Raw genomic sequence first — 23,024 nt, forward strand, 5'->3', positions numbered from 1 at the left:
TTTCTACTTGAAAATGGTTCTCGCAGAAATGTGGATAAAACACCATTTTTTCACATCAAAAAAATAACACACCATAAAACATAAGCTATTGTTTTATATGAAATAAAAACATCTATTAACAAAAAGCAACAACAACAAATTGATATAACTGCTTAGATGTGTAAACTAATTATAGTTTGATGACTAATATTTTGACTCATAACAGGAACATAAAAATGTATAAAAAAAGCATTATTGCGGGTCTTATGACACTCGCGGCCACGTCCTCTTTTGCTGCAACAAATTGTGGAAAAGTTGAGATTGCTGACATGAATTGGAACTCTGCATCCCTCATGGCGAACATCGATAAATTCATTCTGACCCATGGTTACGGCTGTGATGCAGAATTGATTCCAGGCGATACCATGCCGACCAGTACTTCTATGGCAGAAAAAGGCCAGCCAGATATTGCCCCAGAGCTATGGACCAACGCGGTAGAAGCCTTAATTAACCGTGGCGTAGAAGATGGTAAGCTAAGTATCGCAGGTAAATCTTTATCCGACGGCGGTGAAGAAGGTTTTTGGGTACCTAAATACATGGTTGAAGAAAACCCTGAACTGGCAACCATTTCTGGCATTAAAAAATACGCAAAGGACTTCCCAAGTTCTGAAGACCCTTCTGTCTCCGCTTTCTACGGCTGCCCCGCTGGTTGGGCATGTCAAATTACCGGTGGCAACTTATTTAAAGCCATGAACTTAGAAGAAGCAGGATTTGAATTGATCGACCCAGGTTCCTCTGCCGGTTTATCAGGTTCTTTAAGCCGCGCGTATGAGCGTGAAGAGTCTTGGTTCGGTTATTACTGGGCACCGACAGCAATTCTTGGTAAATACGACATGGTTAAGGTCGACTTCGAAAGCGGTATTGATGCAGAACACTACAAGGGCTGTATCTCTGAAGAAAGCTGCATAGACCCTCAAGTGACCATGTTCCCGCCTTCTCCTGTTTACACAGTAACGACCGCAAACTTCAAGAAATCAAATCCTAACGCATACCAATACACAACACAGCGTTCGCTAACCAATGATCAAATGAATATGTTGTTGGCTTGGATGGAAGACAATCAGGCAGATGGTCAATATGCTGCTGAAAATTTCATGTTTAGCTACCCAGAGATTTGGTCACAGTGGGTCAGTAAAGACGTGCAAGCGAAAATTGATAACGCACTCGACAGCCTCTAATTTTCTTTTCAATGCTGACCGAGCCGTGCTGATCAAGACAGCACGGCCTTTTAATTTGCTTTACACCTTGAGAATGAAATTATGATAGACAGTTCTTGGTTAACAGAATTTCCCGATATGAGTCGACGCGAATTACTCGCGATCAGACAAACACTTGACGGTGCTTATCGGAACTTTTCCCGTAACTACGGCGAATCGATTGAAAACTTCTTTGACCCGCTCTTATACTTTTTGGTTTGGTTTGAGAACCTCTTAATTGAAACCCCGTGGTGGATTGTTCTAGCGGCTATTGTCGGTCTTGTATACGCTGCAACACGTTCTTGGAAACTGTGCACCGGTGTACTGACGGCTTTTCTTGCCATTGGTTATTTTGGTATGTGGGAAGACACGATGCGAACGTTAAGCATCATCACCGTCTGTACTATCCTCTCTATTTGTATTGGTATTCCAATTGGGATACTGATGGCGCGATCTGACAGAGCGAAATCTATCATTACGCCGCTGCTTGATATCATGCAAACCATGCCGGCCTTCGTGTATTTGATCCCTGTGGTCATGCTGCTAGGCATTGGTCGAATCCCAGGCGTCATTGCCGTGGTGATCTATGCCATTCCTCCGGTGATCCGATTAACAAACTTAGGCATACGCCTAGTGAACAAAGAGACACTGGAAGCCGCCACCGCTTACGGTGCTACGCCAACACAACGTCTATTTGGTGTACAAATTCCATTGGCAATGCCAACCATCATGGCAGGTATCAACCAAACCATTATGATGGCACTGGCTATGGTTGTGGTCGCTTCTATGATTGGGGTGAAAGGCCTCGGTCAACCCGTATTAAAATCGATCACTAACCAATACTTCACCCTTGGGCTTTTAAATGGTTTAGCGATTGTCGCCCTAGCCATCATCTTTGACCGCGTTTCTCAGAGCTACGCAAAACGCGCACAAAAACACCTTGAAGGGACTGAGAATGGATAACACACGCGAAACATTGATTGAAATTGAAGGCCTCTACCAAATATTTGGCCCTGATGCGAAAAACGTTTTACCGAAAGTAAAAGCCGGTGCGTCAAAAGAAGATATCCTAGCGGAAACTGGCCACACCATCGGTTTACAAGACATTAACCTAAGCGTTAAACGTGGTGAAATATTCGTTATCATGGGCCTATCGGGCTCAGGCAAGTCTACCCTTATTCGTCACTTCAACCGCTTGATAGATCCAACCGCGGGCAAGATCAAGGTCGAAGGCGACGACATCATGGAATTGCCAATCAAAGAACTCACCACCTTTAGACGTCACAAAATGGCCATGGTATTTCAGCATTTTGGTCTTATGCCACACCGTTGTGTACTGGATAACGTGGGTTATGGTTTATTGATCAAGGGCGAAAAACGCGCCGAATGGAAACCCAAAGCAGTAGATTGGCTGGAAACCGTTGGTTTAGCAGGCTACGAAGATCAATTCCCTTCACAGCTTTCTGGTGGTCAGCAACAGCGTGTCGGCTTGGCTCGTGCCTTGTGTACCGATGCCGAAATTTTACTAATGGACGAAGCTTTCTCCGCTCTTGATCCCTTGATCCGCAGTGAAATGCAGGAGCAGCTGATCGACTTGCAAGAGAACCTACAAAAGACCATTATCTTTATCACCCATGATCTCGACGAAGCCTTACGTCTTGGCGACCGAATCGCGGTATTAAAAGACGGTAAATTGGTCCAAGTCGGCACCCCAGTTGATATTGTACTGAAACCAGAAGATGAGTATGTCAGAGCCTTTGCAAAAGACGTTAACCGCGCCAGAGCGCTCACAGTGCAAACCATCATGACCGCTGACACCAGCAAGTTAGAAGGTATTAGTGCGAAAGACGTTCGTGATAGTTTCCCTGCCGATCGTAACCACGCATTCGTATTCAACAACAATGCTTATCAAGGTGTGTTAACCAAGCAACAACTGGACGACATGCAAGATGACGATTTACTAGAAACCGCGCTGATCAAGGTGCCAACCGTACGTCGAACCAACTTGTTACAAGACGTTATCCCACTGTCTTTGAACACACGCTTTGATCTTCCCGTAGTCAATAAACAGGGTGAGCTTAAGGGTCGAGTAGAAGCCAGTAAATTGGCAGATGTCTTGTCTCCCTAAGCCCTCTGGCGTTTCTTACGAAAACTCAGACATAAAAATGGCCGTTTCATACGGCCATTTTTTTGGTCTTTTGTCTTTTGTCTTTTATAAGTGCATTGTATCGATTATTTAAGGTTCAATACGTCTTGCATATCGTACAAACCTGCTGGTTTCCCAGACAACCAGTTAGCAGCGCGTACTGCGCCTTTAGCAAACGTCATACGGCTACTGGCTTTATGCGTAATTTCGATTCGCTCTCCTTCTGTTGCGAACCAAACCGTGTGCTCACCCACCACATCGCCTGCACGAATGGTTTCAAAACCAATCTCTTTTTGAGTACGTGCCCCCGTCTGACCTTCTCGACCGTATACAGCGCATTCTTTTAGATCGCGTCCCAAGGCTTCAGCAACCACTTCGCCCATGCGTAATGCCGTTCCTGAAGGGGAATCGACTTTATGACGGTGATGGGCTTCGACGATTTCAACATCGTAGTCGTCTCCCAAGATTTGGGCCGCGGTCGCTAACAGTTTTAATGTTAAGTTAACCCCCACACTCATGTTTGGTGCAAAGACAACAGACGTGCTTTGTGCGGCTTGATCCAATGCGGCTTTTTCGTCATCGTTCAGACCTGTTGTACCCACCACAATGGCTTTTTGATGTTGTGCACAGAATGCCGCATTTTCTAGTGTTAAAGCGGGTGTGGTGAAATCAATCAACGCATCAAAGTCATCCACACAGTCGTTCAAAGAAGCAACCGCCATCACACCGATCTTGCCAATACCTGCAATTTCACCGGCATCGGCTCCCACCAAACTGCTACCAGGCTTTAAAATCGCTGCGCCTACAGATACGCCGTCAGCGTCTTGGATCGCAGTGATCAGATTTTTTCCCATGCGCCCAGAGGCACCAATAACAGCTACTCGCATTTTTTCTTCCTCAATATAAGTCTGCGCAAACCTTAACAAAGATTGCACTGAATCTCAGCATTAAAAGATCAGAAGGCATGGACTCAGACATAAAAAAAGGGCCGAAGCCCTTTTATTCACTGTTTCATCTTAAAATATTTCATTAGGTGTTAACTCTTCAATCATATCTCGATCAAATTCAATCACACCATCAGAAGGAATATCATCCACCGTATTTTGTACTACCGGGCGTGAGGTATCATTTTGTTTTATCACAATTTCCACACGTCGATTGGTGGCACGCCTAGCCGACGTATCGTTTGCGACCAAAGGTCTGGTATCAGCGTATCCCGTTACAGCAAATCGGCCTTGGTCCAGCTGCCCTGTAGCAAACAGTTCTTCTGCGACGGAAATAGCACGCGCCGATGATAACTGCCAATTTGACCGGAAACGACGACTGTCTATTGGTATATTATCAGTGTGCCCTTCAACAGAAATTGTCCCTTGAATGCCAACTAACACATCACGAATAAGCGCGACCACAGGAATAAAGTCATAGTTTAATTCTGCCGAACCGGACTCAAATGAGCCTTGGTCTTTGATTCGAATAGTAATGGTTTCTTCTTGTGTTTCAATTTCAACCAGGCCTTTTGAAATCTCTTCGTCCATCAAGGCCGCAATCATCTTCGCGTCTTCTTCCGTCTGTTGAATCTTCTTTTCTCGCTCCAAATCAGCACGAGATTTATCCACAAAGGTATCGGGTGAAGGTGAACCAGACGACTCTCTTTGATCTGTACTGGCGGTTTCAGGTTTACAAATCACTTCCAGTGTCTGTTCAGGCACATCATCGGTTGTTTGCTTTACCTCGTTAATCGGAGTCGGTTCCGTTTTACCTGGACTAAACTCCTGAGCAATCACCGACGTTCCCATAGGAATAGCGTCCGCTTCGACATCACGCTGGACACCAAACGCGGTGCTTAAAGAACCTGCAATTTGCTTAAACTTAATCACGTCCATTTCCGCAAAAGACAGCAAGAGTACAAAGAAACACATCAGCAACGACATTAAATCGGCAAAGGTTCCCATGTAAGCGGGCAGGCCTTCTACACATTCGGGACAATCTTGTTCTTCTTCATCACTCATTATTTTATCCGCTTACCCATAAAATATTATTCACGTTCGGTTCTTTTGCTCTCAGGAATGTACGTTTTCAACGCACCATCCAAAATACGAGGGTTCTGACCAGACTGAATGGCTAACAAGGCATCCATAATCATTTTTTGACAAAGCAGCTCTTCATCCGCTCGGATACCGAGCTTGGCAGAAATAGGCAAGCACACCATGTTTGCCAACATGGCACCGTATAAGGTCGTCAACAAGGCCACCGCCATAGCAGGGCCAATCGCTTTAGGATCAGACATATTAGCCAGCATTTGCACCAGACCCACCAAGGTACCTATCATGCCCATAGCAGGCCCAACATCACCGAACGATTTAAACACCTTGGCACCCGAGACATGCCGCGCGTAGGATTGATTCATATCCTTCGACAGCTGACTTTTGACCACATTACCGTCGTGGCCATCCACCAGCATTTGAATCCCTTTTGACAAAAAGGGGTGGCTGACTTCTTTGCCTTCTAATGAAAGCAGTCCACCCTTACGTGCTTCGTCGGCTAGTCCATAGATTTCATCAATCAAGGTGTCCAAAGGAACACTTTTAAACATGAAGGCTTTTGCTGCAACCTTGCCTGCGCCCAAGAACTGAGACAAAGGGTATTGCATCAATATCACAAACAATGACCCCACCAGCACAATCAGTGTCGAGGCAACATCGAGAAACATCCCAGCCGATCCACCCACAAAGATGGCCGCGATAATAACGATAAACGATCCTACAAGTCCTATTAACGTTGCGATATCCACACACGTCTCCTAACAATAAAGCTATAATACAACCCACATATTGATACAATTCTATACGAAAGACCGATGAAGAATGACATCTTCTTACAGATAATTTGTAATTTTCCATTAACAGCCTCTCGAACAGCATGCCTTTTTCTGCTAAAAAGCGAGGGTTTAAATAAGAGTCGTCACTATGTCACGAAAAACCAGCGTCCGATACTTTGAAGAAAACCTTGGTGAATTGGATACCCTAGTTACTCAACTTGAATCCAATCAACTGTCTTTAGAAGAAGCGTTAAAAGCCTTTGAAAAAGGCGTTAAGCTTAGCCAAGAATGCCAGTCTGTTCTGACACAGGCAGAGCAGAAAGTTCAAATTTTGATGGAAAAACAACATGGCGAGCAACTAGAACCCTTTGATCCGGAGCATACTTCGTGACCCTTGATGATTTCTCTCTTTATGCACGCTCTCGAGTGGATAACTACTTAACTCAATCACTCAGAAATTATGAGCCTGCAACCCATTTGCAAAGTGCGATGGCTTACAGTTTGTTTAATGGTGGCAAGCGTGTACGTCCAATGCTGACCTATGCCGCTGCGGCATTATTTGGTGAGGCAAACACCTTGACCGACGCCAGCGCTGCGGCCGTCGAGTCTATTCATGCTTACTCCTTAGTCCATGATGATCTTCCAGCCATGGACGACGATGACTTACGTCGTGGCAAACCCACTTGCCATATACAGTTTGACGAGGCGACAGCGATTTTAGCCGGCGACGCTTTGCAAACCTTTGCTTTTGAATTACTCAGTCACGTTAAACACGAACACCTAGATCGCCAACTCCAGCTTATCCAGGAGCTTGTCTATGGATCAGGTCGGCACGGTATGGTCACAGGCCAGATGATTGATCTGTCAAACGTCAATAAAAGCATGGATATTCACGCCTTAGAAAAAATGCATCAACACAAAACAGGCGCCTTGATTAGAGCCAGCATTCGTATGGGTGCCATCAGCACAGGGGCAACAGCGAATGACCTTATCGCCCTTGATCATTATGCCAACGCTATCGGATTGGCTTTTCAAGTTCAAGACGACATCATCGACATCACCAGTGACACCACAACGCTGGGGAAAAACCAGTTTTCCGATGAGGACGCCAACAAGCCCACCTACCCTAAGTTACTCGGACTAGAGGGCGCACAAGCCTTGGCGCAAGACTTGAACAAACAGGCTATAACGACTATTTCTCAATTTGGTGATGCTGCGCAACCATTAGTTGAGCTTGCTAACTATATTATTGGCCGCAACCACTGATATAATAATCGGCTAATTAGACTGACCTATACGTGATGATACCTGTGCCTATGTTCGAAGAAATCCCTACAGCACGACCCCACACGCCCTTGCTTGATCAAGTCAACGCAACAGCCGATTTACGTGCCTTAAAAAAAGAGCAACTGCCAACACTGGTGCGTGAACTGCGTGAATTTATGCTGTACAGCGTCGGACAAACAGGGGGGCATTTTGGTGCAGGGCTTGGGGTAGTCGAATTGACCGTGGCTCTTCATTATATTTACAACACACCAGAAGATCGCATCGTTTGGGATGTGGGCCATCAAGCCTATCCCCATAAAATACTCACCGGTCGACGGGATGCTTTGCTGAATATCCGTCAAGAAAACGGTATCTCTGGGTTTCCTAAGCGTGAAGAAAGTGAATATGACACCTTTGGTGTGGGACATTCCAGTACTTCTATCGGTGCCGCTTTGGGTATGTCATTGGCGGCTCGCCAACTTAAAACAGGCCGTAAAGCCGTTGCTATTATTGGTGATGGTGCTATGTCCGCAGGCATGGCATTCGAAGCCCTTAATCACGCCGGTGATGTAAAGGCAGATATGCTGGTGATTTTGAACGACAACGAAATGTCGATTTCTCAACCAGTTGGTGCACTCTCAAGTTATTTCGCTCGTATTTGGGCAAGCAAAACCTATGATCATATTCGTAAAGGTGGACAAAAAGTCTTCTCTGGTTTGCCTTCTGCTCTTGAGTTGGCTCGCAAAGCCGAAGAACACATGAAAGGTATGGTATCGCCAGGCATGATGTTTGAAGAGCTAGGGTTTAATTACATTGGCCCAATCGACGGTCATGACATCGACCATTTGCTCGCTACCATTGCAAATTTGAAAGACCGCACTGGCCCACAGTTTCTGCATGTGATCACTAAAAAAGGCAAAGGTTTTGAACCTGCTGAAGGCGATCCTATTGGTTATCACGCCATCAACAAAATAGAGCCTGATCCAAAACCGAATGTCCAAAAAGTAAAACGTCCTAAATACTGTAATGTATTTGGTGAATGGCTGTGCGATGTGGCTGAACAAGACGACAAGCTGGTAGGAATCACTCCGGCCATGAAAGAAGGCTCGGATTTGATCGCCTTCGCCGAGCGTTTTCCTGATCGTTACTTCGATGTTGCCATTGCGGAACAACACGCTGTCACCTTAGCCGCTGGTATGGCGTGCGACGGTATTAAACCGGTTGTGGCGATTTATTCCACATTTTTACAACGTGCCTATGACCAACTGATCCACGATGTGGCCCTGCAAGACTTAGACGTGTTGTTTGCCATTGATCGTGCTGGCTTAGTGGGCGAAGACGGTCCGACCCACGCAGGCGTATACGACTTAAGTTACCTACGCTGCATTCCTAATATGGTAGTAATGGCACCATCTGACGAGAACGAGTGCCGTAAGATGTTGCAAACAGGGTATGAGTACAAAGGCCCTGCAGCGGTACGCTACCCCCGTGGAACGGGTCCTGGTGCGCCTATCGAGCCAACATTCGATACCATGGTACTGGGTAAATCACGCACGTTGCGTAGCGGCCAGTCAGGCGTTGTTATCTGTGCGTTTGGTCGTCCAACCTACGATGCCAAGAAAGCGGCCGAAACGTTAGATGCCACCTTATTGGATATGCGTTTTGTGAAACCCATCGACGAAGAAGCGCTGCTCGCACAGAAAGACGCCAAGTTAATTGTGACTGTAGAAGAAAATGCCATCATGGGCGGGGCGGGGTCCGCTGTGAGTGAATTCCTACAAGCCAACGACATATTGGTGCCTGTGTTACACCTAGGTTTACCTGACCAATACGAAGAACACGCCAGCCATCAATCTATGTTAGAACGCGTAGGCTTAGATGAAGCAGGGATTTTGAAAAGCATTCAGGACAAACTCAGCACGCTGTAATCTGTTTGATAACGACATAAAAAACACCATGATGCATCAAGTCGTCATGGTGTTTTTTTTATTTACTGAATATTAACAGGTGTAGTTTAGACCTAAGCGTCCACCGTCTACATAAATGGTTTCCCCGGTAATATAGCTGGCTTTATCACTGGCCAAGAAAGCAACCGTATCACCAATTTCACGCGGTGTGCCGATACGACCCAATGGTGTACGACTCAAGACATTTTTCATCGCCTCTGGGTTTGCGTTCACCCCTGCCATCATTTCCGTATCAATAGAGCCTGGACCGACCGCATTCACTCGAATGCCATTTTTTGCCAAGGCAAGCGCCGCGACCTTGGTCAACTGCATCGCGCCCCCTTTAGAAGCACAGTAAGCGGCAATACTTGGAATCGCTACTTGCGCATTAATCGAAGTCATATTCACAATAGAGCCATGGATATTATGTTCTACCATGCTTTTCGCAGCACGCTGTAAGGCGATAAATGTGCCGGTTAAATTCACATCAATGACTTTACGAAATTGTGATTCTTCCAAGGTTAAAAAGTCGCCAGGATTGGCAATGCCTGCATTATTAACCAAACAATGCACTGGGCCATGCTCTGCTTCGATACGATCAAACATGGCTAGAATTTGTGCAGAATCCCCCATATCACAAACGTACGCCGCGGTGCCATTTCCCATCGTCTCAGCCGCACGCTGAACCGTCTCTTCTTGTATGTCCGCTAGGAGGATTTTATAACCGTCTTCCGCCAAGGCTTCTGCGCAGGCCAAACCAATGCCTTGTGCCGCACCCGTTACTAATGCCAATTTCGTTTTATTTGTCATGCTTTCCTCCAAATCATAAAGTGTTTCAGTATTCAGTATTCAATGTTTAGAGTGTCAGACAGTAGTCGTTCACCGCTTGATCTTGTGTAATGTAGCCCGCTTCTAGATCGGCTCGCACCAAGGCTTCTGGTCGTTTTTTCGGATCGCCATAACCACCACCGCCAGGGAGTTGCAGAATCAATTTTCGTCCAGCAGGAATCAGTTGGCGGCCCTTGCCTTTTAAAACGGTGCCGTCGTCCAGCATGACGCTGCCTACTCCTCCATTTTTGCCTTGTTCACGCCCACGGGCAGGAAACTGAATGCGGTCAAACATGGCATTAAAATACAGTTCATAACCTTCGTTCGCACTGATGACGATGGTTTGCCCTAGGCCGCCGCGAAACTCTCCGCTGCCGCCAGAGCCTTCCAATAAATCTTTTTGCCAAATCGTCAATGGGCCAACATGCTCAGTGGCTTCTGCTGACATGGTGCTAACACCTGATGGAAACGCGGTCGCGCTCAGACCGTCCAAGGTCGCTCTCGCGCCCATGCCACCTGAGTTAAACATCAAGATTTCAGAAGATCGCAAGCCTGAAGTCGGGTCCGTCGGACGCGCGCTTAATAACACATTCCATAAGGCACTGGCGCCTTCGGCGGGTGACACGCCAGGAATGCATTTATGCAAGGCGCCTAACACCACATCGGGTACAAAATGCCCCAATACATGACGCACTGACACAGGTGCCGGATGAGGCGCATTCAAGATACAGCCTTCTGGCGCAGTCACATCAAAGGGTTTTAATGAGCCAGTATTGTTTGGAATATCCGGTGCAATCGCACACTTTAAGCCATAACAAGCGTAGGCGCGGGTGTACACCATGGGAACGTTCACACCAAATTTGCTGGGGCCAGACGTACCGGCAAAATCAGCCAATAAGGTATCGCCTGCAATGGTCAAGGCCACACGCATGTCCACCGCCGCTTCATAGCCATCCACCATCATCTCATTATGATAGGTACCATCGGGTAAAGCCGCGATACGCGCCAAGGTGGCGGCACGACTGTTGTCGATGATGAAATCAGACAGGGTTTCTAACTCCAGCAAATTAAATTCATTCATCATGTCCATTAAGCGTGCATCGCCCGCCGCATTACAGGCCGCCAATGAGTACAAGTCCCCAATCACCTGATCTTGTTCGCGGACGTTATTACGAATGATGTTTACCAGCCCTTTATTCACCTCACCTCGGTCGATGAACTTCATAATCGGCACCAGCAAACCTTCTTCGTACACTTCGTTAGCATCAGGTCCATAGCCCCGACCGCCAATATCGACAACGTGCGCTGTCGCGGCAAAAAAGCCCACATGCTTGCCTTGGTAAAAAGCGGGCGACACCATAGTGAAATCGTGCAAATGCCCCGTACCCTTCCAAGGGTCATTGGTTAGATACACATCGCCTTCGCAAATGTTGTCCGAACCAATCTCTTCAATAAAGTGCGGCACAGATTCCGCCATGGCGTTCACGTGACCGGGCGTGCCGGTAACGGCTTGTGCGATCATTCGACCACGGCAATCAAACACGCCTGCCGACAAATCTCCAGCTTCTCGCACTGACGTTGAAAACGCGGTTCGAATCAGCGTCGTCGCTTGCTCTTCCACCACCGCCACTAAGCGGTTCCACATAATTTGATAATCAACATTGCTTAATGTCATTTTAAATAGCCCCCATGATTTTTTTATTCACCAGCAACATGGACTTATCATCCTGTGCGACGACGGTATAACCTGTTGTCACTATGGTCGAGGTTTCATCCTCCACAATAACCGCGGGACCGGAAACGGCGTCTCCGGGTTGCAAGGTGTGACGCTGTACTTCGGCCGCGGTAACCACTTTGCGCAGCGCCGCGTCAAAAAACTCACGTGTCTTAGTGATGGCAATTTGCTTGCCTGAGCGACGCAATGTGATCGGCTCGACAGGCGCTAATGTTGAGGCAACAGTAATCGACCAATTGGTAATTTCAATGCCTAAACCGTCGATTGTACGACCAAATAAACGGTGATAACCCGCTTCAAACTGAGTACGGAACGTCTCAACATCGCTTGCAACATAGTCTTTGTAATCAATATCAATGGCAATTTCGCCACCTTGTCCGGTATAGCGCATAAAGGCTTGAACACGCGTCGTTGTGTCTATGTCGCCCGCACCACGCTGAACAAACTCCAAGGCTTCGGCGCGTAACGAGCTAAGTAAAGCGTTAATGCGTTGTGGGTCAAACTCCGTGAGGCGCTGGTACATGCCTTTGGTCGCTTCATAAGAAAATGGCGCATTTAAGAAACCAATCGCTGAGCCCACACCGGCCCCCGGTGGAATAACCAGATAATCCATGCTCAATTTTTCACACAAACGACAAGCATGTAAGGGCGCGCCACCGCCAAAGGCGATCATGGCGAAATTGCCAATTTCTTTGCCGTTTTCAACCGTGTGTACGCGGGCTGCGTTGGCCATGTTTTCATCGACCACTTCTGTTACCCCAAAGGCCGCTTGCTCCTGATCCAGTCCGGCAACAGAGGCCACCTTGTTCGTCATTGCCTCACCCGCCAAAGGAACGGACAAAGGAATATCGCCGCCGGCAAACAAGTCTGGATCTAAACGCCCCAACAATAAATTCGCGTCGGTGACCGTTGGATGCTGACCGCCACGTTGGTAACACGCTGGGCCAGGTTCTGATGCGGCCGATTTGGGCCCGACTCGAATCTGCTTCATGTCATCAACGTGGGCAATGGAACCGCCGCCCGCTCCGATTTCGACCATTTCCACCACTGGGGTCGACAATGGCATGCCAGAGCCTTTCGCAAAACGATAGGTTCTGGCCACTTCAAAGGTATTGGCGGTTTTAGGCTTGCCGTCTTCAATAAGACAAATTTTGGCCGTCGTGCCCCCCATGTCAAAAGACACCACTTGATTCTCACCATAACTGGCAGCAAATTTCGCGGCAAAAATTGCTCCACCCGCTGGACCCGATTCTAACAATCTGACAGGAAACTCTGACGCGGTGTCTACACTGATTAGACCGCCCGCAGAGTGCATCATGAAAACAGGACAAGTCACGCCCGTTGCCTTTAATCGTTCAACCAAACGTCCCAAATACGCCGCGACTTGTGGTCGGACATAAGCATTGGCGATCACCGTATTAAAGCGCTGAAACTCACGCATCTGTGGTGATACATGGCTAGAAATAGACACACTTAACTCAGGCGCCGCTTTGGCAAAGGCTTTTTGTACGGTTACTTCATTGACATCATTGGCATAGGAATGAATAAAACCCACCGCAATCGCTTCATAGCCTTCGGCCACAATCCGTTCCACTAACGCCGCTAACTCGCTAGGATCTATATCGGTAATGACGTCACCAGACGCACTCACACGTTCTTTTACCGTGTAACGATCGGTTCGCTTGACCAATGGCGTTGGTAAGGTCAAGTTTAAATCATATTGTTCAAAACGGTTTTCCGTACGCATTTCCACCACGTCTCTAAAACCGTCCGTAGTAATAAACGCCGTACGAGCACCGCGTCGTTCGATCAAGGAATTGGTCACCAAGGTGGTGCCATGAATCACCGTGGTAATGTCGGTTTCGGCAATACCAGCGCGCTCACACACTAGATGAATACCGTCTAAAATCGCTTGTTCTGGTTGGTGGTAATTCGTCAGCACTTTACCCGTGAAAAGCGTGCCGTTTAAATCCAGTGCGATGTCCGTAAAGGTGCCACCAATGTCCACACCGACTCGAGCTTGCTGTTGCGTCATATCTCACTTCTCCTAATTCTGATACTGCGTTAAATGCTTTTGTAATAGCACCATGCTTTGAAACAAGCCTCATACGCAGGCTCTCGAATGAACGCGGCTCGATCTTTTATTAATCCGGTTACCGGCAACATAATGTCTTGTTCTGGTGCGCCGGTTAATAATTGCGCCATGGCTTCACCACACACCGTGCCTGTGGTAATGCCTCGACCATTGAAGCCAACAGCCGTGTACAAGCCAGGGGCCAAAATATGGATGCGCGGCAAATGGTCTGGTGTCATGGCGATTTTTCCATGCCATGCCTTTTCAAACTCTACCTTGCCAAGAAACGGAAACATTTGATTGATGCGTTTCTGTGCCCAATATTCTGACTGATTATTGTCTTTGCCAGCCAATTTGCCCATGCTGCCAACGATTAAACGCCCAAACTGGTCTTTTCGTACCGAAGACATTACCAGCCCGGTGTCCCATACACTTTGCGCTTCCGGTAAAATTTTGTCGGCTATCTTACCCAAAGGCTTGGTTGCTACCTGATAAAAGTGGATCGGCGTATAAGCCTGCTTTAATCCAGGCCATAAATCATCGTTATACGCATTACCACCGATCACGACCTGATTCGCCGTTACCGTGCCACGCTGGGTGCGCACTTGCCATTTGCCGTTCACCTGAGTCAAGTTCAATGCCCGTGTCTGCGAGTAGATCACGGCGCCTTTCGATACCGCTGCGGCTGCCAATTCACGGGCATACCCCATTGGATTAACGGTGCCCGCTTTCGGATCAAGTAACCCACCATAAAAATAAGACGTACCAATTTTATCTTGCGTTTGATCTTCATCGAGCAGTATCACCTCGCGTCCACGACGTTGCCATTCTTGGGCTCGGGCAGACAGCTCTTTAAAGCCAGCCGGAGAATGGGCTGCATGAATGGTGCCATTTCGTGTCGCCTCGCATTTCATTTTGAAACGGTCGATCAGTGAAAAAACCGTATCGGGTGCGCGGCCCATCACATCCAGAAAGCGATCAGCCGATTCGTCGCCCAATACCGTACGCACATCTTGAGGTGGTAGCCAAATACCAGGGTTGACCATGCCACAATTTCGGCCAGAACCACCAAAGCCTATTTTTTCAGCTTCAAGCACCACACACTCAATGCCCATCTCTGATAAATGCAACGCGGTGGAAGAACCCGTGTAGCCGCCACCAATAATGACGACGTCTGTGACAATACCGCCCTCTAATGGTGCTTCTTCTGAAGAAGAAGGGGCCGATAGATCCCATAAAGAAATTGGCTGACTTGCCCCTGTTGTTTTTTCACTGTCTTTTAACGTCATCTGACCACCCTTCTGTTTAGCCTACTCAATGAACACTCAAATCGTTTACAGCAACACGATGTCACCTTGGTCATTTTGCATTTCAAACGCAATACCGGCGGTGTCGCCAGCCAATACGCTTGCCAAATGAGAAACGCCCAACTCATCGAGCTTCTGTTGCAGCGAAGCTGGATCTGGGTGTGTTAACACTACGCGGTTCAATGTGATGCCTAAGTCTTTCATCCCTGTTGACGGATGCGCGCCAGGGGACCATTCAATAAAGGTCGGGATAAGACCCTGTTCAGACAAGGAGCCGTCTTTGGGAATCGTCAAACGCCAACTGCGCTCCCCTCGGGTAAAGGTCACAATTTCCCCTAAATCGATCGAGCTATTTTCAACCACGGCGTTAAGGTCGCTGGTTCCCACTACCCAATGGTAGGACTGAGCTGAGTCTTTAAAACGCGCCTGTACTTGAGGGTTGTCCATATCAAACCAACGGGCTCGACCAGGATTCGGCGCTTCTGGGTCAATAGCGAGCACCTCAATAAAACTCTCGTTGCCAACCGGCGCGACCGCGTTATGAGTGCTCATCGCTTCATGCTTGCTGGCTTTTGGCAGCGTCACACCAAGGGATGCTTCAAGCGAGGCTATGCCTTGCTCTAGACTGTCTGCGCCAATCACAATGTGATCAATTTTGTTCTGTATCGTCATCGTCATAACCTCTATTTGTTGTCTTGGAGTAAGTCTTGGGGTAAGTCGTGTTTAAGATAAATAAGCAAAGCCAGCGTCTAAATCGCTGAGCAAAGAATCGACGTCTTCCAAACCAATATTGAACCGTACCGTGGGCCCCGTAGCGCTCCACGTTGTTGCGGTTCTATAAGGACTTGGATCAACAGGAAGAATCAAACTCTCAAAGCCGCCCCAACTGAGGCCAATACCAAACAGGCTCAAATTATTGATCATATGGCGGACTTTATTTTCTAAACCGGGTTTAAACACCACGCTGAATAGCCCAGCGGAGCCGCTGAAATCTCGATGCCAATGTTCATGGCCAGGGCAATCGGAATGGGAAGGATGCAGTATGCGATCCACACTCGGTTGTTGCTCCAACCAAGCGATGCAGGCGACGGTACTTTGTGCGTGTTGACGCAGACGTACTGCCAATGTGCGCAATCCACGCAAGGCTAAAAAAACATCATTCGCGCCAGCTCGATCACCGATCGATAAGCTCATTTTTCTCACTTTGTCATAATGGACCTGTGACCCTGCAACGATGAGCCCGAGCATGGCATCTGAATGGCCACTGATGTATTTGGAACCGGAATGCACCACGACATCCACACCAAGTGTTAACGGCTGACACAACAAAGGGGTTGCCCAAGTACCATCAAGAATACTTACCGCACCGGCGGCGCTGGCCACGTGTGCAATCGCTGGAATGTCGGGCACTTCAAATGACCCAGAACCTGGCGCCTCAAAGAACACCGCTGCCGTATTCGCTTGAACCAGCAACGCTAAGTCAGCCCCTAACATGGGATCGAAATAGGTTATTTCTACACCATAGCCCGTCAGCACATTGTCACAAAATGCCCGAGTCGGACCGTATACCGTATCGGCCACCAATACGTGCGACCCCGCTTTTGCGAAGGCCATTAAAGACACCACGCAGGCAGTCAAGCCAGATGATACCGCCACACAGCCAACGCCATGCTCCAGTTCTGTCATCATGTTTTCCAGCTCAAACGTGGCTGGTGTGCCGTAGCGTCCGTAGTACAGGGTGCCTTTTTCGTAACGTGTATCACGGGCTTGTTCAAATTCTTCTAGGTTGTTGAACAACATCGTGGAAGCTTGATAGATGGGAAGATTCACCGAGCGACCACGACTTTGGTGATCACGGCCAAGATGAATCAGTGCGTTTGTTAGGTTAGCGTCGCTCGTTTTCACAGTAGATTCCTTATTAAAGAAGCCTCACTTTAATATTAATAAAACATTCGTGTCAATATACGAAACAAAAGTTTTACTAAAAGATACAAGATAACTGTTTTGATCAAAATATCCTCTACCCTGTTGGTCTGGGTTTGTCTTTAATTTGAAGGGGGATCTCTTTATACTGCGTGTCATTCAAATAGATTCTTAAAGGCAACACAGTCATGGTAGGAAAGGTAGATTCAACACTATCGAAAGGGCTATCCATTCTCGAAGCTCTGGCAGCAGAACCCAAAGGCATAGGGGTTTCTGAGCTGGCACGTAATTTAGAACTGACAAAGTCCAATACCTTTCGGTTATTACAGACATTGATCGCGGTGGGGTATGTGACTCAAGATGCGAACAAACAGTATTTTGCATCGATGAAAACATGGAAGATAGGTCAGATGATCATGGAAAAACTCGACTTACCGGGGCTTTCCATCAGTCAAATGCAGTACCTCTCTAGCATGACAGGTGAAGCGGTGTATTTGGCTGTTCTCGATGGGCTGTCCACTCTTTATATCGAAAAAATAGAAAGCACCAAAGCCGTACGAACCTATACACCAAAGGGTGGCAATGCGCCCATTCATTGCGTCGCCACAGGAAAAGCACTGCTGGCTTTCCACTACGACACGCTGCGTGAAAAATTAATCGACAACCTGACACTGTACACAGATAAGACCATTACCAGCATCGAAGTATTGGACAAAGAAGTCGACACTATAAAAGCACAAGGCGTCGCGATCGATAGGGGAGAATACCGAGCAGAAGTGCTCAGTATCGCAGCACCGGTCTTTTCGGCAAACAACGACGTCATTGCCGCCATTGGCGTGTCTGCTCCCGCCATTAATGTCTCTGAAGACGATATCGAAAACATGTCACGCACAGTAATACTGGCCGCTCAAAGCCTAAGCAACACTTTAAAAGATATTTAAGTGTTCAATATCACTCTCTTAGCAGCAGGTGCCACTTCTGTGTTGTGCTCTCTGCTTCATGCATTGGCTGCTAAGATACGGCGCCCTTCGAGCTCTTGTGCGTCTAATCGGATTAATACACCCACCAAGCCAACGCCCAGTAACATCACACCGCCAGACAAATACAAACTAAGAGCGTAAGACCCAAACCACGATGCCAACAATCCGGTAAACATAGGCGCAATAATCTGCGCGGAACCATAAGCCAGCGTCATTTTACCCATAAACTTAGCGGGGTTAGAAGGATAAAACTGCCCAGCCATCGTCAACACGAGACTCACACAAGCAACAAAAGTCGCCCCAAATAAAATTGCTCCTACACCAATCACCAACAAGTTATCACTCACTGCTGGCAACATAATACCGACAATTTGCAACCCATAAGCCAACAGCAAGGCTTTTAAATAGCCCCACTTTCGAGCCACCAAATCCCATACTAAGACGGCCGGCGTCGCCGCTAACCCCAGCACAATAAAGACGTGTTGCCCACGCCCTGCTAAAGCTGAAAATCCTTCCACAATATCGACAATAAAAGTCGCACTCACTACATAACCATAGCCCGCACAAAAATACGCCGCCATCATGATCCATGCGAACAATCGACTCGGGGGTCTATCTAACACCTGATGATTGGCATGCGTCGACACTATCTTGTTCGGATTGGGCATCCAAATCCATGCCGGCACAGCAAAAAACACCGCCATTAACGACAAATACAACCATTGACCTTGCCAGCCTACCGACGCCCTAAGTAACACTTCCACCAAGAAAGCCGCAAAGAAGATACTCAGCCCAATACCCGAAAAGTGTATGCCCAACTCGCCTCTTTTTCCTTGGCTCACTAACCACTTTAAAATCAAACCCGACGCTAAAATAAATCCTGCCGACGTTCCAATGCCTGATACATAGCGTAACAACGACCAAAGATACAGGTTTGTGGTTAATGCCATGGCCGCCGTGGTGAGCACCGCCAACACCAAATACAAGCGATACAACACAAATTTATGCGATAAATTATTCAAACAGGCGACAATCAACACACCGGTTAAATACCCCGCGTAGTTCACCGTTGCTAACCAACCTGCTCCCACTTCATTTAACCCAGCTTCCGCCTGCATAATAGGAAGCAAGGAAGTATAAGAAAACCGCGCGACGCCCGCCGTCACGATCAAGCTGCAAATACCCGCTATATACACTTTCATTCGAGTGAGATTCGTTTGCATACATTTAACCTGTTGTTTGATTAGACACACACCATAAACGCTTTTAATCATCATAAAAATCGAATAGTTTTGAACAAACCGTTCAATAAAAAAGAAATGAAATAACCAAATAGCAAACAAAAAACAGCCAGTGGAAGCACACTATGGAAATCGTTAGCCTAAAAACCTTTAAAGCCGTCGTTGATGAAGGAGGAGTAAAAAACGCCTCTGCTGCCCTCAACACAGTGCCGTCTAATGTCTCGATGCGCATACAAAAACTCGAAAATGAATTAGACATCAAGCTGTTTACGCTACAAGGACGCAAGCTCGAATTGACAGCAAACGGTTCCTTGCTCTATCACTACGCCCAACAAATACTTCAGTTAGAGCACCAAGCTCGAACCGCTATTTTGACCAACAAGGGGCGCAGCGAACTCAAAATCGGCACCACCGAAACCTTTGCCGCCGTTCATTTACCCTACACACTCAAGCAATTAAAAAAAACTCACCCGCATATCGCTGCTAAAATCCACACCGCCACCAGTGCTAATCTTATTTCCGCTGTGCTAAGCAACAAAATAGACTGTGCCTTTGTGGGCATTCAAGTGACTCATAATAATCTCGTCTCGCTGCCCATCATCGAGGAACCATTGGTGCTCGTAGAGCCCGCCGATCAAGACTACAACCCTGTAATGATTGTCCGAGACATAGGCTGTGGTTACCGACAGGCCGCGCTCGATTGGCAACAAACCGCTGGGCGAGGGAGTGAAGAAGTCATGACCATGGGCAGTGTCGAAGGCGTGCTTGGCTGTATTGCTGCAGGATTGGGCTATACCGTGATTGGAGAAGGCATGTTGAAAAATAGTCGCTATGAAGCCTCTCTCATTTCTCAACCAGCGACTCAACACCAAGCGCCATTTAAAATATCGCTCATCTATCAAGACAACAATCCTCTAGTAGAAGACATTCTCGCCATTGCTGACTTGTTTCAGACATAAAAAAACAGGCCAAAATAGCCTGTTTTTATACACCAACACAAATAGCCTTGTTGTTTACTTCGCGGCAGCGGATGTCAACGCACCCATCACACCAGAAACCTTCTCAATCACTGCGTCACAGCCTTTTACATTATGCAACGTCTTTAGGTAATGAGGATTTTGGTAGGTTAACCACACTTTTTGGTTTTCATCTTCACTCACGAGCACTTTAAGCGGTAAATCAATCCCCATGCTTTGCGAGCATTGCATTAACTTGGTTCCAACAACCGGATTACCAAAAATAATAACCTGCGTAGGACGCAATGCTAAATCGACACCCTGTGCATTTTTTTGGTGATCTATACGCGCAAACACATTCAGCCCTTTACCTTCAGCAATGGACACAAACTTGTCGGCTGTTGCTTGAACGGAATGCGTGCTTTCTTGCATTAACAAACTTTCCGTTGCATTGGCCGCCAAAGGACATAACACCATCGCTGCGGTGAGGCATACTGACTTAAACATACCGACTCCTTCTTATAATAGATAAAGCCAATTAGACAGTATAAAGCCTTAGTGTACAAACCAATGAGTGTAAAAATTAAGCAAGTGCCACTTCAAACGAACACTTTTTAACAACGAAGCGACGCCCGAATCAGTGTCACTAGGAGTAGTGATAACGACACGAAATAATCGTAATTGCTGTATCATCTACGGCATATACCAAACGGTTTGTATCATCTATTCTGCGAGACCAGAAGCCTGAAAGGTTTTCTCTAAGAGACTCCGGCTTTCCAATCCCAACAAACGGAGCGCACTTAACTTCAGCAATAAGCTTATTGATACGTTTCAAGGTTTTCTTATCTTGAGTCTGCCAATAGACATAACTATTCCAAGCTTCATCAGTCCATGATAACAGCCTATCACTCATCAATAAGTTCTCTTTGAGTTGTTTTACCCATTTTAAACTGTGCAATGGAACGATTTAAGTGCTCAGCGTTCGCTGGAGAACGAAGTAAATGGACGGTTTCCATAAGGCTATTGTAATAATCCAATGACATTACAACAGCATCTTCAGAATCACGACGAGTAATTACAGTAGCGTCTGCATCGTTAATTACATTATCTAAAACGGTTTTTAGGCCATTTCGGGCTTCGGTAAAAGAGACTATTTTCATTTTACACCTCACTTGTACAATATATGGAACAAGTTTAATTTGAAACTAAATACATGTACAGAATGTTGTGCATTACTTTGCCGTGGCAAATACTATTTTAACTAGCAGACGGTCGTGGTGTATTCAAGCAAGATCAATCGGTGTTTCCTCGAGGTAGGCGCTTATTTTGAAGAGAAAGCTTCGAAGTGAAACACCGATTGAGCTAGTAATGATCAAGTTTTCAGGCAAGCAAGGCTTTTAATGCCGTGGTTAAGTCAGCCATTTCGGCGTCTGTGCCTATGGTGATGCGTAGGTAGTTGCCGATGCGTGGTTTGTTGCTACCAAAGAAGCGCACCAAGATACCCTGCTCTTTTAGCGCAAGGTAAATCTGTTCGGCGTTTTTCTCTGGGTGTGTCACAAAAACGAAATTGGTCGCCGATGGCAAGACAGTAAAACCAAGCGCTTTTAGATCGTTAACCGACTGCTCACGGGTGGCGATGGTTTTGTCGCAGATTTCTTTTAAGTAGCTTTCGTCTTCTACTGCGGCCGTGGCTCCGGCCAAGGCGATGCGATCGATTGGGTAGGAGTTGAAAGAGTTTTTCAGTCGCTCCAGCCCTTCAATCAAATCAGGATGCCCCAACGCATAACCCACACGAATCCCGGCCAAAGCACGAGATTTTGACAAGGTTTGCACAACGAGAAGGTTCGGGTATTGATTTACCAACACAGAGGCACTTTGCGCACCAAAGTCTACATAGGCTTCGTCCACCAGCACGACCACATCAGGGTTCGCATTTAAAATGGCTTCAATGTCGGCAAGCGGCAAAGCTTTACCCGTTGGCGCATTCGGGTTAGTCACGACCACACCGGATACGTCCAGATTCTCATAATCCGTCGGCACAATATTGAAATTCTCGTCCAATGGAATCAGGTGAGGTTCAATACTGTATAAACCTGCATAGACTTTATAAAAGCTGTAAGTGATGTCGGCAAACGCCAATGGTTTGCCACCAGCAAAATAGCCCATAAACGCCAACGCCAACACTTCGTCAGAACCATTACCAACAAACACCTGATCCGTGTTCAATGAGTAGCTTTTTGCCAGTGCTGTTTTCAGCGTAACGCCATTCGGATCAGGATACAGTCGTAAACGCTCGCTGACTTCTGCGGCCATGGCGTCCAATGCCTTCGGCGATGGTGAGTAAGGGCTTTCATTGGTGTTTAACTTGATGTACTGCTTATCTTGCGGTTGTTCGCCTGGCACATAAGGGTCAAGAGAAGCGATTTTATCTGTCCAAAAACGACTCATGGATGCTCCGTTGTACGTTAATAATGGTACGTAATAATAGAGGTACGTGATAATAGAGAGTAAAACAAAATAAGGCCTCAAAAGAGGCCTTATAAATACATTAAAATGAATCAGTCACTGT

At 47.0% G+C, this 23,024-nt stretch carries 22 protein-coding genes; 8 read left to right on the top strand and 14 right to left on the bottom strand.

Annotation, left to right across the window (positions count from 1 at the left end; translation table 11 throughout):
* The first annotated feature begins 215 nt into the window (after positions 1 to 215).
* From LG368_RS03190 to LG368_RS03200, 3 genes are all read left to right on the top strand, one after another.
* Positions 216 to 1,217 (top strand): ABC transporter substrate-binding protein, encoded by a 1,002-nt coding sequence (locus LG368_RS03190; protein WP_226753285.1) that lies wholly within the window; start codon positions 216 to 218, stop codon positions 1,215 to 1,217.
* Positions 1,218 to 1,298: 81 nt separating this feature from the next.
* On the top strand, positions 1,299 to 2,198 hold the full coding sequence (locus tag LG368_RS03195; protein WP_226753286.1) for an ABC transporter permease: 900 nt from the start codon (positions 1,299 to 1,301) through the stop codon (positions 2,196 to 2,198).
* On the top strand, positions 2,191 to 3,363 hold the full coding sequence (locus LG368_RS03200; RefSeq protein WP_226753287.1) for a quaternary amine ABC transporter ATP-binding protein: 1,173 nt from the start codon (positions 2,191 to 2,193) through the stop codon (positions 3,361 to 3,363). The genes LG368_RS03195 and LG368_RS03200 overlap by 8 nt, the downstream gene beginning before the upstream one ends.
* Before the next feature lie 104 nt (positions 3,364 to 3,467).
* Here the strand turns inward: LG368_RS03200 and dapB are convergent, their stop codons facing one another.
* From dapB to pomA, 3 genes are all read right to left on the bottom strand, one after another.
* Positions 3,468 to 4,268 carry a 4-hydroxy-tetrahydrodipicolinate reductase gene (gene dapB, locus LG368_RS03205; protein WP_226753288.1) on the bottom strand — a complete coding sequence of 267 codons (801 nt, stop codon included), beginning with the start codon at positions 4,266 to 4,268 and terminating at the stop codon, positions 3,468 to 3,470.
* A gap of 129 nt (positions 4,269 to 4,397) precedes the next feature.
* Complete coding sequence (locus tag LG368_RS03210; RefSeq protein ID WP_226753289.1) at positions 4,398 to 5,390, bottom strand: flagellar motor protein MotB; 993 nt, start codon at positions 5,388 to 5,390, stop codon at positions 4,398 to 4,400.
* Between the two features lie 26 nt (positions 5,391 to 5,416).
* Positions 5,417 to 6,172, bottom strand: a complete 756-nt coding sequence (pomA, locus tag LG368_RS03215; protein ID WP_226753290.1) for a flagellar motor protein PomA — start codon at positions 6,170 to 6,172, stop codon at positions 5,417 to 5,419.
* 175 nt (positions 6,173 to 6,347) lie between these two features.
* Between pomA and LG368_RS03220 the strand changes: the two genes are divergently transcribed.
* From LG368_RS03220 to dxs, 3 genes are read left to right on the top strand one after another with little or no spacing between them, the layout of a single operon-like run.
* Positions 6,348 to 6,590, top strand: coding sequence for an exodeoxyribonuclease VII small subunit (locus LG368_RS03220; RefSeq protein ID WP_226753291.1), 243 nt, complete (start codon positions 6,348 to 6,350; stop codon positions 6,588 to 6,590).
* Positions 6,587 to 7,465 (top strand): polyprenyl synthetase family protein, encoded by an 879-nt coding sequence (locus LG368_RS03225; protein WP_226753292.1) that lies wholly within the window; start codon positions 6,587 to 6,589, stop codon positions 7,463 to 7,465. Before LG368_RS03220 ends, LG368_RS03225 begins: the two co-directional genes overlap by 4 nt.
* 50 nt (positions 7,466 to 7,515) lie before the next feature.
* Positions 7,516 to 9,393: a 1-deoxy-D-xylulose-5-phosphate synthase gene (gene dxs, locus LG368_RS03230; RefSeq protein WP_226753463.1), complete on the top strand. Its 1,878-nt coding sequence runs from the start codon at positions 7,516 to 7,518 to the stop codon at positions 9,391 to 9,393.
* A 72-nt stretch (positions 9,394 to 9,465) separates the two neighbouring features.
* Here the strand turns inward: dxs and LG368_RS03235 are convergent, their stop codons facing one another.
* The 6 genes from LG368_RS03235 to metC are packed head-to-tail and all read right to left on the bottom strand — an operon-like array spanning position 9,466 to position 17,260.
* Positions 9,466 to 10,221 carry an SDR family NAD(P)-dependent oxidoreductase gene (locus LG368_RS03235; RefSeq protein ID WP_226753293.1) on the bottom strand — a complete coding sequence of 252 codons (756 nt, stop codon included), beginning with the start codon at positions 10,219 to 10,221 and terminating at the stop codon, positions 9,466 to 9,468.
* A gap of 46 nt (positions 10,222 to 10,267) precedes the next feature.
* Positions 10,268 to 11,914: a hydantoinase B/oxoprolinase family protein gene (locus tag LG368_RS03240; RefSeq protein WP_226753294.1), complete on the bottom strand. Its 1,647-nt coding sequence runs from the start codon at positions 11,912 to 11,914 to the stop codon at positions 10,268 to 10,270.
* 1 nt (position 11,915) lies between these two features.
* Positions 11,916 to 14,009, bottom strand: a complete 2,094-nt coding sequence (locus LG368_RS03245) for a hydantoinase/oxoprolinase family protein (RefSeq protein WP_226753295.1) — start codon at positions 14,007 to 14,009, stop codon at positions 11,916 to 11,918.
* Between the two features lie 29 nt (positions 14,010 to 14,038).
* Complete coding sequence (locus LG368_RS03250) at positions 14,039 to 15,337, bottom strand: NAD(P)/FAD-dependent oxidoreductase (protein WP_226753296.1); 1,299 nt, start codon at positions 15,335 to 15,337, stop codon at positions 14,039 to 14,041.
* 45 nt (positions 15,338 to 15,382) lie between these two features.
* A complete protein-coding gene (locus LG368_RS03255) occupies positions 15,383 to 16,027 on the bottom strand; it encodes a VOC family protein (RefSeq protein ID WP_226753297.1) in 645 nt (214 codons plus the stop codon).
* A gap of 51 nt (positions 16,028 to 16,078) precedes the next feature.
* A complete protein-coding gene (gene metC / locus LG368_RS03260) occupies positions 16,079 to 17,260 on the bottom strand; it encodes a cystathionine beta-lyase (RefSeq protein WP_226753298.1) in 1,182 nt (393 codons plus the stop codon).
* 206 nt (positions 17,261 to 17,466) lie between these two features.
* On the opposite strand from metC, the gene LG368_RS03265 reads away from it, so the two are divergent.
* Complete coding sequence (locus LG368_RS03265) at positions 17,467 to 18,219, top strand: IclR family transcriptional regulator (protein WP_226753299.1); 753 nt, start codon at positions 17,467 to 17,469, stop codon at positions 18,217 to 18,219.
* 56 nt (positions 18,220 to 18,275) lie between these two features.
* Here LG368_RS03265 and LG368_RS03270 read toward each other — a convergent pair whose 3' ends face one another.
* The gene (locus LG368_RS03270) at positions 18,276 to 19,481 is read right to left on the bottom strand and encodes a YbfB/YjiJ family MFS transporter (RefSeq protein WP_226753300.1); all 1,206 of its coding nucleotides are present in this window, start codon (positions 19,479 to 19,481) and stop codon (positions 18,276 to 18,278) included.
* A gap of 143 nt (positions 19,482 to 19,624) precedes the next feature.
* On the opposite strand from LG368_RS03270, the gene LG368_RS03275 reads away from it, so the two are divergent.
* Positions 19,625 to 20,458 (top strand): LysR family transcriptional regulator, encoded by an 834-nt coding sequence (locus tag LG368_RS03275; RefSeq protein ID WP_226753301.1) that lies wholly within the window; start codon positions 19,625 to 19,627, stop codon positions 20,456 to 20,458.
* A gap of 54 nt (positions 20,459 to 20,512) precedes the next feature.
* Here the strand turns inward: LG368_RS03275 and LG368_RS03280 are convergent, their stop codons facing one another.
* From LG368_RS03280 to hisC, 4 genes are all read right to left on the bottom strand, one after another.
* Positions 20,513 to 20,962: a DUF302 domain-containing protein gene (locus LG368_RS03280; RefSeq protein WP_226753302.1), complete on the bottom strand. Its 450-nt coding sequence runs from the start codon at positions 20,960 to 20,962 to the stop codon at positions 20,513 to 20,515.
* Between the two features lie 139 nt (positions 20,963 to 21,101).
* Complete coding sequence (locus tag LG368_RS03285) at positions 21,102 to 21,368, bottom strand: Txe/YoeB family addiction module toxin (RefSeq protein WP_226753303.1); 267 nt, start codon at positions 21,366 to 21,368, stop codon at positions 21,102 to 21,104.
* Entirely contained in the window at positions 21,361 to 21,615 is a 255-nt protein-coding gene (locus LG368_RS03290; RefSeq protein WP_226753304.1) for a type II toxin-antitoxin system Phd/YefM family antitoxin, read from the bottom strand. The genes LG368_RS03285 and LG368_RS03290 overlap by 8 nt, the downstream gene beginning before the upstream one ends.
* A 220-nt stretch (positions 21,616 to 21,835) precedes the next feature.
* The gene (gene hisC, locus LG368_RS03295) at positions 21,836 to 22,903 is read right to left on the bottom strand and encodes a histidinol-phosphate transaminase (RefSeq protein WP_226753305.1); all 1,068 of its coding nucleotides are present in this window, start codon (positions 22,901 to 22,903) and stop codon (positions 21,836 to 21,838) included.
* Positions 22,904 to 23,024: the final 121 nt, after the last annotated feature.

This window comes from Marinomonas algarum, assembly GCF_020532605.1.
GTDB lineage: Bacteria > Pseudomonadota > Gammaproteobacteria > Pseudomonadales > Marinomonadaceae > Marinomonas > Marinomonas algarum.